Origin of the sequence: Rhodoferax mekongensis (assembly GCF_032191775.1) — a bacterium.
Taxonomy (GTDB): Bacteria; Pseudomonadota; Gammaproteobacteria; order Burkholderiales; family Burkholderiaceae_C; genus Allorhodoferax; species Allorhodoferax mekongensis.
Genome location: NZ_CP132507.1, coordinates 1577894 through 1591226 on the forward strand (window position 1 = coordinate 1577894; position 13333 = coordinate 1591226).

The following is a 13333-nucleotide window of genomic DNA, read 5'->3' on the forward strand; positions in this document are numbered from 1 at the left end:
TTTAACAGGGAGCTCCAGAAACTCAGGCTTTGCCTTGGGAAGCGACAGCTGCAGCGGCCTTTGCGGCTGCTTCGGCATCGCCCAGGTAGTAGTGGCGGATCGGCTTCAAGTCAGCATCCAATTCGTACACCAAAGGGATGCCGTTAGGGATGTTCACGCCGACGATTTCGTCGTCAGAGATGTTGTCGAGGTACTTGATCAGGGCGCGGATGGAGTTCCCGTGGGCCGCCACTACAATGCGTTTGCCGGCCTTGATCGCGGGCGCCATCGATTCATTCCAGAACGGAATCACGCGTTCCACCGTGTCTTTCAGGCATTCGGTCAAGGGCACTTGGTCGGCCGGCAGCTTGGCGTAGCGGATGTCGGAGCGTTCGCTGCGGGGATCAGTGGCTTCCAGAGCGGGTGGAGGTGTGTCGTAGCTGCGGCGCCAGACCAACACTTGCGCATCGCCGTATTGCTTGGCCATGTCTGCTTTGTTCAGGCCTTGCAGAGCGCCGTAATGGCGTTCGTTCAAGCGCCAGCTGTGCACCACAGGCAACCAGGTGCGGTCCATTTCGTCCAAGGTGTGCCACAGCGTGCGAATGGCGCGCTTGAGGACGCTGGTGTAGGCCACGTCAAATTCATAGCCTTCCGCTTTGAGCAGGCGTCCGGCAGTTTTGGCTTGCTCAACGCCGGTGGGGGTCAGGTCGACGTCGGTCCAGCCGGTGAAGCGGTTTTCCAGGTTCCAGGTGGATTCGCCGTGGCGTACGAGAACAAGTTTGTACATGGTGCAGGGATCAAGGGTTGAGAAAACCAGCCTCGGGGGCCGGCGGGTCAAGACGCGTCATTCTAAAATGTCAGCTTCGCGTGAAGTAACCAAGAAGGAACAAAGTGGAATTTATTACCAATAACTGGATGCTGATTGCTATCGCGCTGTCCTCCGGTGGCTTGCTGATGTGGCCGGTTTTGCAGGGTGCAACCGCAGTGGGCATAGACCCCGCAGGTGCCGTTCAGTTGATCAACCGGGAAAAGGCCAATGTGGTTGACGTGTCCGACGCCTCCGAGTTTGCAGCCGGGCATATCGTGGGCTCCAAGAATCTTCCCTTGGCTGAGCTGGAAGCCAAGCTTGCAGGCGCTGTCAAGAACAAGACACTTCCCTTGGTACTGGTCTGCCAGTCGGGTGCGCGCTCCGCCAAAGCGGTCGACATTGCCAAAAAACTGGGTTACGAGCAGGCCCAATCGCTACAGGGCGGGCTCAAATCCTGGAAAGGCGCTAATCTGCCGCTGGAAAAGGCCTGATTCAGGCCCCAGAACCTAGGAAATGGAATATGCAAGCCGTCAAGATGTACACCACCGCTGTCTGCCCCTATTGCGTGCAGGCCAAGCGCATCCTTAAATCCAAGGGCGTGGAAACCATTGAAGAGATCCGGGTGGACGCGAATCCCGAAGAGCGCATGAAAATGATGGAGATCACCGGTCGGCGCACGGTGCCCCAGATCTTTATCGGAGACACCCATGTCGGTGGTTGTGATGATTTGATGGCGCTGGACAGCCGAGGCGGCTTGCTGCCATTGTTGGGCGCTGCGGCCTGACATAATTCCCCTCAGCGAATTTTGTTTTCGTAGCCCGTCGGTGTTGTGCCGGCGGGCTTCTGTTTATCTAGAGAGACTATAGCCATGGCTGACCAAGATCCCGTATTCCAAATCCAACGCGTCTATTTGAAAGAGGCTTCGCTGGAGCAACCCAATTCCCCCGCCATCCTGCTGGAACAGGAACAACCCACTGTAGATATCCAGTTGGGTGTGGAAGCTGCTCCTGTGGCTGAAGGCGTGTTTGAAGTGTGCGTGACCGCCACTGTGCAAACCAAAATCAAGGACAAGACCGTGTTTCTGGTCGAAGCCAAGCAAGCTGGCATTTTCGAAATCCGCAACTTGCCGCAAGAGCAACTGGGCCAAATCATGGGCATTGCTTGCCCGCAAATCGTCTATCCCTACCTGCGCGGTAACGTGGCGGACCTGATTCAGCGCGGCGGCTTCCCCCCCGTGCACCTGTCGGAAATCAACTTCCAGGCCATGTACGAACAGCAGCAAGTGGAAGCTGCAGGTGCAGCTGCCGGCACATTGCCCCAGTAAGCTTTTGCCAGGGGTTTTGGCCCCTGGCGCCCGTTGAATAAGCGCGAGCAGCTATGAAAATCATAGTAATCGGCGCCGGCGCCTGGGGTACGGCGCTGGCCATCAGCGCCGCGCGCAACACGCGCAACCGCCACGACGTCACCTTGTGGGCCCGCAATGCAGAAGCGGCGTCCACCATGAATGCCGAGCGGGTCAATGCGCGCTACCTACCCGATTGCAGCTTTCCCGCCGGCCTCACGGTCAGCTCAGCGCCGTTGCGCGATCTCACCCGCCTTGGGGAGGGTGTCCGTGCCGTGGGCCTGGTCATCATTGCCACGCCTATGGCAGCCCTGCGTAGTATTTTGCAGTTGGTCGCAGATCTGGAATGCCCGGTTGCCTGGCTGTGCAAGGGCTTTGAGGCACCTGTCGCTGAGGGTATGGGCTTGTTGGGCCATGAGGTGCAACACGCGGTAGCACCCAGATTGCTCGCCGGCGTTTTGAGTGGCCCCAGCTTCGCCCAGGAAGTCGCAACCGGCATGCCTACGGCACTGGTGGCGGCGAGTGCGCATGAGAGCGTGCGTCGTGCGTTGGTGGATGCTTTCCACAGCGCGGACTTGCGTGTGTATGCCAATGATGACGTAGTGGGCGTGGAGGTGGGCGGTGCCGTCAAGAACGTGCTCGCGATCGCCACCGGCCTGTGCGACGGCTTGAATCTCGGCCTGAACGCGCGTGCTGCATTGATCACACGGGGCTTGGCAGAGATCACCCGGCTAGGTATGGCTTTGGGTGCCAAAGCCGAAACCTTTATGGGCTTGAGTGGTTTGGGTGACTTGGTGCTGACGGCGACTGGCGACTTGTCCCGCAACCGCAAAGTCGGCCTCGCGTTGGCCCAAGGCAAAACGCTGGACCAGGCAGTGGCAGAGCTTGGTCATGTGGCAGAGGGCGTCTACAGCGCTCGTACCGTCTGGCAGCGCGCAGCCAGCCTCGGGGTCGCTATGCCGATTACCCAAGGCGTGGTCGATCTTCTGGATGGAAAACTGCAGGCCCACCAGGCGGTCATGGCACTGATGGGCCGGGGTCCGGCAGCCGAGGTCTACTAAACCCCGCTGCGCAAGGCCTTACAGGGCTGCAGCCACTTTGGCGGCGATGTGGGCCATGGCTTCTTCAACCTGGTCCACCAGCACCAAGCAGAGCTCGCCGGCCTGGAGCTTGTCCATGGCGGTATCAATCGCCAGGAACTCGCCGAACACTTCGGATTGCTGTTTGGTGCGCTTGGCATTTGCCAAGCCTTCCCGTAGAAGTGCCAACACTTCGCCGTCATTGCGGCCACGCTGGCACTGGTCTTCAAACATCACCACCTCGTCAAAAGCGTCACCCAGAATTTCGGTTTGTTGGCGGATGTCCTGGTCACGCCGGTCGCCGGCGCCGCTGATCACCACCGAGCGGCGACTCGCAGGCAGGGCTTGAACAGCTTGCACCAAAGCCAGCATGGCGTCCGGGTTGTGGCCGTAATCAGCAATCACGGTAGCACCGCGGAACTTGAACATATTGAAACGCCCCGCTGCGTTGTGGCTGTCGTTCGAAAAGTTGGCCAAGCCTTTGCGGATCACGTCCCAGTCCAATCCCAGTGACCAGGCCGCGGCCACGCTGGCCATGACGTTGTCTACCTGGAAGCCGATCGCTCCGCCCAAGGTGATGGGCACATCTTCCAAGGGAATGGATTGCAGCATGTCGCCTTTGCTGGCGATCAGGTGCTTGCCTTCCACGTAAACCACCGCTTGCCCCTGGGCCCGGTGGGTGGCCATAACCGCGTTATTTTTGTCGGCGGCAAAGAAGATGACTTCCCCTTTGCATTTGGCCGCCATGGACGCGACGATGGGGTCGGCCGCATTCAACACCGCCGCACCGGTGGACGCCACGTTTTGCACAATCACCCGTTTGAGCACTGCGAGTTCGTTGACCGTGGTGATGTAGTTCAGCCCGAGGTGGTCGCCGCTTCCGACATTGGTGACTACGGCGACATCGCATTTGTCGAAGGCCAAGCCTTCGCGCAAGATGCCGCCCCGTGCAGTTTCCAGCACAGCCGCATCCACATCGGGGTGCAACAGGACACTCTTGGCACTTTTGGGGCCGCTGCAGTCGCCGGTGTCGATGCAGTCGCCGTTCACGTACACGCCATCGGTGTTGGTCATGCCGACCTTCAAACCGTTTTGTGTCAGCAGGTGCGAAATCAGGCGAACGGTGGTGGTCTTGCCATTGGTGCCGGTCACGGCCACGATGGGAATGCGTCCGTCCTGTCCTTTTTTGAACATGCTGCTGATGATGGCTTCGCCCACCGCGCGGCCTTTGCCGAAGGAAGGCGACAAGTGCATGCGCAGACCGGGTGCCGCATTCACTTCCACGATGCCGCCGCCTTGCTCTTCCAGAGGGCGGAGGATGGTGTCGCACACCACGTCCACACCGCAAATGTCCAAGCCCACCATGTGTGCTGCGGCAATGGCGCGAGCGGCCACTTCAGGGTGCACATCGTCTGTTACATCGGTAGCTGAACCTCCGGTGGACAGATTGGCGTTGTTGCGCAAGTTCACGCGTTGGCCCTTGGCAGGCACAGATTCGGCATTGAAGCCTTGGGTCGCCAGTGTGGCTTTGGCAATCTCGTCAAAGCGGATTTTGGTCAGCGACGTGGCATGCCCCGATCCGCGGCGCGGGTCGGAATTCACTTGGGCCACCAGCTCTGCAATCGTGTGTACGCCATCGCCGACCACCTTAGGGGGGTCTCGGCGTGCCGCGGCGACCAACTTGTCGCCCACGACCAGCAGGCGGAAGTCGTTGCCAGGCATAAAGCGCTCGACGAGGATGTCGTCGCGGAATTCCTTGGCCACGGCAAATGCTTTGAGCAATTGCTCTTTGCTGGTGATGTTGACCGTGACGCCCTTGCCTTGGTTGCCGTCGTTGGGTTTCACGACCACCGGCAAACCGATTTCCTGTGCTGCGGCCCATGCGTCCTCTGCATCGGCTACCGAGCGTCCACCGGGGACCGGCACGCCCGCTGCGGACAGCAGCTTTTTCGTCAGCTCCTTGTCCTGCGCAATGGCTTCGGCAATCGCGCTGGTCACGTCCATTTCGGCGGCCTGAATGCGGCGTTGCTTGCTGCCCCAACCGAAGCGCACCATGCTGCCCTCGGTCATCCGGCTGTAGGGAATGCCGCGTGCTACTGCTGCGTCCACTATGGAGCCGGTGCTGGGCCCCAAGCGTACGTCTTCATCCAATTCACGCAGTTCGTCCAACGCGGCCGGCAAGTCAAAAGGGGTGTCGTTCAGCGCAGCGTTGCACAGCTTTTCAGCCAACTCCATGGCCAGGCGGCCCACCTCTTCTTCGCTGTATTCCACGACGACCTGGTAGGTGTTTTCATCCACCGTAGGTGTCGTGCAGCTGAAGGTGACGGGGCATCCTGCTTGCGCCTGCAAACCCAGGGCTGCCAATTCCAAGACCCGGGCGAGTGACACGCTTTCCGCGTGGCCTACCGGTTGGAACGGGCTGATTTCGGGGAATCGGGCGCGCAGCTTGTCTTCAAACCCGGGAATGGACGATACCGCTGCCTCTTGGGCAGTGCAGATCACCACAGACTGGATGGCCGTGTGGTGGCTCCACAGATTGGGGCCGCGCAGGGCGCGGATACGGGTGACTTCCATGGTGGGCTCAGTAAGGAGTTTTCTTGGGGTTGGATTCGAAGGTGCGCAGTCCGGCGCCAATCAATTCCACGGGGATATCAAGCGCCCAAGCTGCGCCGATGGCGGCCATCACCATTTCAGGTTTGGCGGCCTTGGCGGGTTTGAGGGTCGCAAGGGGCAGCACTGCCATTTCGTGGGTGCCTTCCACCAGAACAATTTCGCCATCCCGTACAAACAAGGCACGGCCTTGTTTGGCGCGGTGGGCGACGATGGCCGTGTTGTCTGCATCGGGTGCGTAGAAGATAACATTGCCGTCACAGAGATCGGCCAGTTCCACCACTTGCGGATCGGTCGCATTCAGCACAGCTGTGCCGGTTGCCAAAACCACATCCACTTGCGTACGCGCCACTTTGTAGGTTTGTTCCGCATCGAGAATGTCGAACTCTGCGAGATCAGGGGTGCAGCTGATGTCGGTCACCACGCCCACCGCGCAGCGGTCATAGGCCAGACCTTCCGTGAGGATCATGCGGCTGCTGTTTTCAAACACTGCGGCTTGCACCGAGCGGTTGATCAACAGGCGCTGGCTGGGCTCCCAATGGGCACTGTCTTTGGCGTCGATCTGGCGACCATCCAGGTACAGGCCTTCGCTGCAAGCCAGGCCCACATGCTTGCCACTGATGTGCACCAGCCAGGCGATCAGGCGCGCCAGGCGGCCGGTGTGCTGGGTCCCTGTGACACCGATGACCGGAATTCGCGCATCGGCTTCCGGGGCAAACAGGTGTTCCACAATGGCTTTGCCCACATTGCGCGGGGTGCCGATGGCAGGCTTGATGTGGAACAGCAAACCGGGGCTGGCATTCACCTCAATCACGGCGCCTCGTTGGCTCTTCATGGGTTTGGAGCAGTCCTCCATCACCATGTCAATGCCGGCTATATCCAGGCCCACAATGCGCGCCGCAAGGGCAGCGGTAGCTGCCACGGTGGGGTGCAGCTCGTCGGTCACATCCCATGCCACATTGCCATTACGCTGGATCAGGACTTTCTGGTCTTTGGCGGGTACAGAGGTGGGCGTCAGTCCGGCGCGGCGCAATTCCAGTTGAACCTCCGGGCTCTTTTCAGGCTCGATAGGGGAGAGGGGCAGTTCTTCAGCCTCGCCGCGGCGGGGGTCGATGTTGATTTGCGCATTCACGAGCTCTGTCACGGTGCTGGTGCCATCGCCGATGACCCAAGCAGATTCACCGCGTGCCGCTGCGACCACCCGTTTGCCGACCACCAGCAGGCGGTGCTCGTTGCCGGGTATGAACTTTTCCACGATCACGCTGCCGCCGCTTTGTTCTTTGGCCACGTGGAAGGCTGTTTCGATGCTGGCTTTGTCGGACAAGTCCAAAGTGACGCCGCGGCCGTGGTTGCCGTCATAGGGTTTGACGGCCACAGGCAGACCGATGTCCTGGGCTACTTCCCAGGCTTTCTCGGGCGAATTGACCAAAGTACCCTCAGGCACTGGCACACCGCAGGATTTGAGCAAGCTTTTGGTCAGGTCCTTGTCGCTGGCAATCTCTTCGGCAATCGCAGAGGTCTGGTCTGTCTCAGCCGTCCAGATGCGGCGCTGTGCTATGCCATAGCCCAGTTGCACGAGGTTGCCTTCTGTGAGGCGAATAGAGGGGATGCTGCGGTCGGTCGCTGCATCCACAATATTGGAAGTGCTGGGCCCGAGGCACAGGGAGTCCACCATGTCACGCAGCTCGGTGATTTGGGCGTCCAGCGCATAAGCGGTGTCGTTGATGGCGGCCATGATCAGGTCCCGTGCCACCACCAAAGCCTTACGCCCGATCTGTTCCTGCCGGGTGCGGAATGCAATCTTGTAAACACCGGGCTTGGACATCTGGCGGGCCTTGCCAAAGCTGGTTTGCATGCCGCTCAGGTTCTGGATTTCCAGCGCCACATGTTCCATGATGTGCGCCGCCCATGTGCCTTCACGCAGGCGCTCGAGAAATCCGCCACGGACACCGGGACTGCATTTGTGTTCAATCAAGCCGGGCAACCAAGTGGTCAGGCGTTCGTAAAAGCCGGGCAGGGTGTTGGAGGGGTAATCTTCCAGTTCACCAATGTCAACCCAGGCCTCGATGACCGGGCGGTAGGTCCAGATGTTGGGCCCGCGGAGGTGGGTCACCCGAAGAATTTCGATATTTTTCTTGGCTGTCATTGGAATGTGGGAAAAGAGCGGTCCACCATTGTTACGCTTTATGCGTTGTGTATTTTCGCTCACTGATGATGCGCAAACCTGCCTGATTACGCTAGCGCGTAGTATCTACGGCCTGTAGTTGGACTTGCCGCAGGGCATGTCACCCTAGAAAACTGATTCAAATTCACCCTTTTTGCGATCCATGACCACAGAAGCCCCTGCTTTAACCACGCTGTCCGGCGAAATGCCGTCCATTTGGCGTGAAGCGGTCCTAAAACAACTCCGCCCCCAAGAGAACGTGTTGGCCACCCTGGAGGTTGACCTTGACCAGCAGCTGCGCTTTGTCAAAGGTCTGGTCGTGCTGACCAACCAGCGTTTGCTGTCCTGTGCGGGTACCCAGAAGGTGTGGACATCCTGGGACTTGCAGGCAGGCCAAAAGCTGCTCCATCATGACCACGCGGGTGTGGGTCATATGGATTTGCTGGATGCCAATGCCTTGTTGGGCAGCTGGCGCTTCACGCTGGGACAGAACCTGCTGGCCATACGTTTGGTGGACCAATTCCAAGCTCAACTGGAAAGCACGGTTTCAGGCCGGCCGCTCGCGCAGGCTTTGACCAACGTCTGTCCGAGCTGCAAAGCGCCGCTGGAGCCCGATCAGGAAGAGTGCCCGGTTTGTACCAAGGTGGTTCATACCCCGCCCAGTACCTGGACGCTCTTGCGCCTCTGGCGTTTTGCCCGGCCCTACAAAGGCCAGTTACTGCTGGGGTTTGTGCTGACCTTGTTAGGGACTGCCGCTAACCTGGTGCCGCCTTACCTCACGATGCCCTTGATGGACAACGTGCTGATCCCGTTCCAGAACGGCCAGAAGATCGACCCCATGCTGGTGGGCATTTACATGGGCGGACTGCTGGGCTCTGCCTTGCTGGCCTGGGTGCTGAGCTGGGCGAAGACCTACATTCTTGCGCTCGTGTCTGAGCGCATTGGCGCTGATCTGCGCACCACCACGTACGAGCATTTGCTGCGTTTGTCGCTGGAGTATTTCGGTGGCAAGCGCACGGGCGACCTGATGTCGCGCATCGGCAGCGAAAGTGACCGGATTTGCGTGTTCCTGTCCTTGCACCTGCTGGACTTTGCGACCGACGTGATCATGCTCACCATGACGGCAGTCATCCTGTTTTCCATCAACCCGTGGCTGGCGGTGGTGACTTTGGTGCCCCTGCCATTCATTGCGTGGATGATCCATTTCGTGCGGGACCGTCTGCGCACGGGTTTCGAGAAAATTGACCGGGTATGGGGTGAAGTGACCAACGTGTTGGCTGACACCATTCCCGGCATCCGTGTGGTCAAGGCCTTCGCGCAGGAGCGTCGCGAAGCCACCCGATTCCGCGAGGCCAACAAACACAATCTCGCGGTGAACGACCGCATCAACAAAATCTGGTCTTTGTTTTCCCCCAGCGTTTCTTTCTTGACGGAGTTGGGTTTGTTGGTGGTCTGGGCCTTCGGTATTTGGCAGGTGTCCAAAGGCGAGATCACTGTCGGTGTGTTGACGGCCTTCATTGCCTATATCAGTCGCTTCTACGGCCGCTTGGATTCCATGAGCCGCATTGTCTCGGTCACGCAAAAGTCGGCTTCCGCCGCCAAGCGCATTTTTGACATTCTGGATCACGTCTCCAGCGTGCCTGAGCCGGTCAACCCGGTGCCCATGGACAAAGTTAAGGGCAGCATAGAGGTGCGAGATGTGGGATTCCGTTACGGTAATCGCGAAGTCAACCGTGGCATCAATCTCAAAATCGCGCCCGGAGAAATGGTGGGGTTGGTCGGACACAGCGGCTCGGGAAAAAGTACGCTGGTCAACCTGATCTGCCGCTTTTACGATGTGTCCGAAGGCGCCATTCTGGTGGATGGGGTGGATATCCGCTCCTACGCCATTTCAGACTACCGGCAGAACATCGGTTTGGTGCTCCAAGAGCCCTTCCTCTTCTTCGGCACCATCGCCGACAATATCGCCTACGGCAAGCCGGATGCGACCCGTGCCGAGATCATCGCCGCCGCCCGCGCTGCGCATGCGCATGAATTCATCCTGCGTTTGCCACAGGGTTATGACTCCATGGTCGGCGAGCGCGGTCAGGGCTTGTCCGGCGGGGAGCGTCAGCGCATCTCGATTGCGCGTGCCTTGCTGATTGACCCGCGCATCCTGATCCTGGACGAGGCTACCTCGTCGGTGGACTCCGAGACCGAGAAGGAAATTCAGAAGGCGCTGGAGAACCTGGTGCAAGGCCGCACCACCATTGCGATTGCCCACCGGCTCTCCACGCTGCACCGGGCTGATCGCCTGGTGGTGCTGGACCGCGGCAAGGTAGTGGAAGAAGGAACCCATGACGCTCTGATGGCAAGCGTTGGTGCCTATTTCAACCTGTACCAGGCCCAGGCCCGCAACAACATGATGGAGGAGGCGGCATGAGCGCGCTCTACACCGTAACCGCCAGCCGCTTCACCTTGGAGCGCACACCTTTTGGCAAGCTGGTGCTCACCAATGAGTCGGGTGAGTGCTTTGAGGGCGTGGTGCCCGTGCGCGCCTTCCCGATCCAGTCGCCGGAAGACGGTATTTCGCTGGTCAGCACCGATGGCAAGGAGGTCGCCTGGGTGGACCTGCTGTCCGATGTGCCCCAGTCCGCCCAAGACCTGATCAGGGCGGAACTCGCCACCCGTGAATTCATGCCGGTGATTGAACGTATCGTGTCCGTTACCAGCTACTCCACACCCTGTACCTGGACCGTGGAAACTGACCGTGGTACCACGGAGTTTGTGCTGCGCGGTGATGAAGACATTCGCCGTATCGGCAAAGACAACGCCTTGCTGATTGCAGATGCCCACGGCATTCAATACCTGGTGCGCGACCAGTTTGCTATGGATACCCATAGCAAGCGGGTACTGGACCGCTTCCTGTAAGGAAAAAGGCACCCGAGGGTGCCTTTTCTCATGAGGTCTGGGATGCTCAGGCTTTGATGGTGAAGCCCGACAGGTGTTGCGCGAGGTGCATGGCGTGCGCCTGCTCATATTGGGGTTTGGTCAGTGCGCCATAGGCAAAGTGAGGCTTGAGCTCTCCACTCGATTGTGCAAACGCTGTGATGGCTTTTTGCAAACGCTCCACCGCCGCGGCGGCAGGGGTATCGCTTGCCAGCACCGGTGCGCCGGGAATGGGTTCCGCCAGGTTGTGGCTCATCTTGCCGCGCCAGCTGAACACGCTGAATGCGGCAGCACCCACAGTTTTTTGAAACAGGGCCGACTTGGGTTCGGGAAACCCGCTCATCGAAAACTCAATACTCTGGGCGCAATGCTCCAGCGTTTGGCTCCAGCTGAACACAGCGGCGCTGTCCAGGGCCGGCGCCTGTGCAAGTCGCATCACCTCTTCTTGTGCAGCGGCCAGTGTGCTGAACTGCAAACCGCGGTCCTGGCCTGCGGCACAGGCGGTGAGCATGCCGCCTGTAGCCAGAACAGAGAGGGCGGCGCCGCGGGTGAGGCAGGCGCGGCGTTCGGGGTTGAATTGTGTTGTCATACGTGGGTCAGTGCGTCAGATTTCCATGTTGTCGATCAGGCGGGTGGTGCCCAACCGCGCTGCGGCCAGTACGACTTTGGCATCACCTGCCAGTGGCGTCTGCAGATCGCTTTGCCGGCGCACGGCCACATAGTCGGGTAACCAGCCTGCGGCGCGCAGGGTTTGCATACCCTCCTGTTCCAGGCGGGCCAGGTCGGTCTCTCCTTGACGCACGGTGTCCACGATGTAGCGCAAGGTCCGGGACAAGAGCAGTGCCTCTTCGCGTTGTGCCGGGGTCAGGTAGCCATTGCGGCTTGACAGGGCGAGGCCTGCCTCATTGCGCTGGGTTTCGCCACCGATCACATCAATCGGCAGGGCGAATTGCTTAACCATATTCCGGATCACCATCAGCTGCTGGTAGTCCTTTTTGCCGAAGAGGGCAGTGCGGGCCTGTGTCACTGCCAACAACTTCATCACCACGGTGCACACCCCGATAAAAAAGCCGGGACGGAAGTGGCCCTCCAGAATGTCTGCCAATTCGGTGGGCGGGTGCACCTTGAAGGTTTGCGCCTGCGGATACAGCTCGGACTCTTTGGGTGCAAACACGATATCGCAGCCCGCCGCTTCCAGATGTTCACAGTCGGCTTCCAAGGTGCGGGGGTAGGTGTCGAAATCCTCGTGTGGCGCGAACTGCAGGCGGTTCACAAAGATGGTGGAAATCGTCACGTCCCCCAGTGGCTTGGCCTGACGCACCAGCGCCAAGTGACCCGCATGCAAATTGCCCATGGTGGGCACGACGGCAGGGTGACGGTACTGGCTGAGCGCCTCGCGCAGCTCGGCAATCGTGTGAATCAGTTGCATCGTTTCTCACCACGCGTGAACAGCGTCATCCGGGAAGCTGCCGTTTTTCACAGCGGCCACATAGGCTTCCATGGCGCCGCGGATGCTGCTGGCCTCGAGCATGAAGTTGCGCACGAACTTCGGGTTTTTGCCCAGATTCACGCCCAACATGTCGTGCAACACCAGCACCTGGCCGGCGGTGCCTTTGCCGGCACCAATGCCTATGGTGGCGCAGTTCGGCAGTTCGCGGGTCAGCTCTGCCGACAAGGGGGCGGGCACCATTTCCAGCACCAACAGCGATGCACCTGCATCCTGCAATTCGTGGGCTTGCTTTTTCATCACGTCGGCAGCGGCATCGCCACGGCCTTGGACGCGATAACCACCCAAGGCATGCACCGTTTGCGGGGTGAGCCCCAAGTGGGCGCAGACCGGAATGCCCCGCTCCACGAGAAACTGCACCACTTCGGTGGTCCAGCCGCCGCCTTCCAGCTTCACCATGTGGGCGCCGGCTTGCATGATCACGCTGGCACTGCGGATGGCCTGCTCTTTGGATTCCTGGTAGCTGCCAAAGGGCAGGTCGCCGATCAGCCAGGCGGTGCCTTGCGCACGGCGCAGGCCGCGGGCCACGCTCTCGGTGTGGTAGGCCATGTCGTCCAGCGTGACGCCCACGGTGCTGTGGCGGCCCTGGCAGACCATGCCCAGCGAGTCGCCCACCAGAATGCACTCCACACCTGCGGCATCTGCTACAGCGGCAAAGGTCGCGTCATACGCGGTGAGCATGGTGATTTTTTCACCACGGGTGTGCATCTCCTGGATACGTGGCAGGCTGATGGGCTTGCGCGTGGAGGGCGGAGATGCCGGGGGCAGCGTGCCATAGGGAGTCGCGTTGGTTGCGCTGGAGGCTTGTTCACCGGTCGGGTTCAGGGCCATGGAGGACTCCAAAAAACGGGAATACCAAGGGTTTGGCGAAAGTGGGGCGAATACTAACCGCAGTTGCCCGCCGCGATTTAGAGGG

At 59.9% G+C, this 13333-nt stretch carries 12 protein-coding genes; 6 read left to right on the forward strand and 6 right to left on the reverse strand.

All coding sequences use genetic code 11. The features are described from left to right. Positions 1-22: 22 nt before the first annotated feature. Positions 23-766, reverse strand: a complete 744-nt coding sequence (gene gpmA, locus RAN89_RS07755) for a 2,3-diphosphoglycerate-dependent phosphoglycerate mutase (protein WP_313869019.1) — start codon at positions 764-766, stop codon at positions 23-25. 104 nt (positions 767-870) lie between these two features. Between gpmA and RAN89_RS07760 the strand changes: the two genes are divergently transcribed. From RAN89_RS07760 to RAN89_RS07775, 4 genes are all read left to right on the forward strand, one after another. After that, on the forward strand, positions 871-1278 hold the full coding sequence (locus RAN89_RS07760; RefSeq protein ID WP_313869020.1) for a rhodanese-like domain-containing protein: 408 nt from the start codon (positions 871-873) through the stop codon (positions 1276-1278). A gap of 29 nt (positions 1279-1307) precedes the next feature. Continuing rightward, positions 1308-1571, forward strand: coding sequence for a glutaredoxin 3 (grxC, locus tag RAN89_RS07765; protein ID WP_313869021.1), 264 nt, complete (start codon positions 1308-1310; stop codon positions 1569-1571). A gap of 84 nt (positions 1572-1655) precedes the next feature. Beyond that, positions 1656-2111 (forward strand): protein-export chaperone SecB, encoded by a 456-nt coding sequence (gene secB, locus RAN89_RS07770; protein ID WP_313869022.1) that lies wholly within the window; start codon positions 1656-1658, stop codon positions 2109-2111. A gap of 53 nt (positions 2112-2164) precedes the next feature. Further along, positions 2165-3190: an NAD(P)H-dependent glycerol-3-phosphate dehydrogenase gene (locus tag RAN89_RS07775; RefSeq protein ID WP_313869023.1), complete on the forward strand. Its 1026-nt coding sequence runs from the start codon at positions 2165-2167 to the stop codon at positions 3188-3190. A gap of 18 nt (positions 3191-3208) precedes the next feature. On the opposite strand, the gene cphA is transcribed toward RAN89_RS07775, so the two are convergent. Both cphA and RAN89_RS07785 read right to left on the reverse strand, forming a co-directional pair. Beyond that, a complete protein-coding gene (gene cphA / locus RAN89_RS07780) occupies positions 3209-5782 on the reverse strand; it encodes a cyanophycin synthetase (protein WP_313869024.1) in 2574 nt (857 codons plus the stop codon). A gap of 7 nt (positions 5783-5789) precedes the next feature. Then, positions 5790-7964, reverse strand: a complete 2175-nt coding sequence (locus RAN89_RS07785; protein WP_313869025.1) for a cyanophycin synthetase — start codon at positions 7962-7964, stop codon at positions 5790-5792. Positions 7965-8145: 181 nt separating this feature from the next. Between RAN89_RS07785 and RAN89_RS07790 the strand changes: the two genes are divergently transcribed. Together RAN89_RS07790 and RAN89_RS07795 are read left to right on the forward strand one after the other, a co-directional pair. Then, positions 8146-10404: a cyanophycin metabolism-associated ABC transporter gene (locus RAN89_RS07790; RefSeq protein WP_428984487.1), complete on the forward strand. Its 2259-nt coding sequence runs from the start codon at positions 8146-8148 to the stop codon at positions 10402-10404. Beyond that, positions 10401-10892 carry a cyanophycin metabolism-associated DUF1854 family protein gene (locus RAN89_RS07795; RefSeq protein WP_313869026.1) on the forward strand — a complete coding sequence of 164 codons (492 nt, stop codon included), beginning with the start codon at positions 10401-10403 and terminating at the stop codon, positions 10890-10892. Before RAN89_RS07790 ends, RAN89_RS07795 begins: the two co-directional genes overlap by 4 nt. 46 nt (positions 10893-10938) lie before the next feature. Here the strand turns inward: RAN89_RS07795 and RAN89_RS07800 are convergent, their stop codons facing one another. The 3 genes from RAN89_RS07800 to panB are packed head-to-tail and all read right to left on the reverse strand — an operon-like array spanning position 10939 to position 13248. Then, complete coding sequence (locus RAN89_RS07800) at positions 10939-11499, reverse strand: DUF1569 domain-containing protein (RefSeq protein ID WP_313869027.1); 561 nt, start codon at positions 11497-11499, stop codon at positions 10939-10941. A 15-nt stretch (positions 11500-11514) separates the two neighbouring features. Beyond that, positions 11515-12339, reverse strand: a complete 825-nt coding sequence (gene panC, locus RAN89_RS07805) for a pantoate--beta-alanine ligase (protein WP_313869028.1) — start codon at positions 12337-12339, stop codon at positions 11515-11517. Between the two features lie 6 nt (positions 12340-12345). Further along, positions 12346-13248, reverse strand: coding sequence for a 3-methyl-2-oxobutanoate hydroxymethyltransferase (gene panB, locus RAN89_RS07810; protein WP_313869029.1), 903 nt, complete (start codon positions 13246-13248; stop codon positions 12346-12348). Positions 13249-13333: the final 85 nt, after the last annotated feature.

Bases quoted from the DNA above. Each gene is read 5' to 3' on its own strand.
- panC (WP_313869028.1), bottom strand. From the start codon at position 12,339: ATGCAACTGATTCACACGATTGCCGAGCTGCGCGAGGCGCTCAGCCAG.
- RAN89_RS07790 (WP_428984487.1), top strand. From the start codon at position 8,146: ATGACCACAGAAGCCCCTGCTTTAACCACGCTGTCCGGCGAAATGCCG.
- RAN89_RS07785 (WP_313869025.1), bottom strand. From the start codon at position 7,964: ATGACAGCCAAGAAAAATATCGAAATTCTTCGGGTGACCCACCTCCGC.
- grxC (WP_313869021.1), top strand. From the start codon at position 1,308: ATGCAAGCCGTCAAGATGTACACCACCGCTGTCTGCCCCTATTGCGTG.
- RAN89_RS07795 (WP_313869026.1), top strand. From the start codon at position 10,401: ATGAGCGCGCTCTACACCGTAACCGCCAGCCGCTTCACCTTGGAGCGC.
- RAN89_RS07800 (WP_313869027.1), bottom strand. From the start codon at position 11,499: ATGACAACACAATTCAACCCCGAACGCCGCGCCTGCCTCACCCGCGGC.
- panB (WP_313869029.1), bottom strand. From the start codon at position 13,248: ATGGCCCTGAACCCGACCGGTGAACAAGCCTCCAGCGCAACCAACGCG.
- gpmA (WP_313869019.1), bottom strand. From the start codon at position 766: ATGTACAAACTTGTTCTCGTACGCCACGGCGAATCCACCTGGAACCTG.
- RAN89_RS07775 (WP_313869023.1), top strand. From the start codon at position 2,165: ATGAAAATCATAGTAATCGGCGCCGGCGCCTGGGGTACGGCGCTGGCC.
- cphA (WP_313869024.1), bottom strand. From the start codon at position 5,782: ATGGAAGTCACCCGTATCCGCGCCCTGCGCGGCCCCAATCTGTGGAGC.
- secB (WP_313869022.1), top strand. From the start codon at position 1,656: ATGGCTGACCAAGATCCCGTATTCCAAATCCAACGCGTCTATTTGAAA.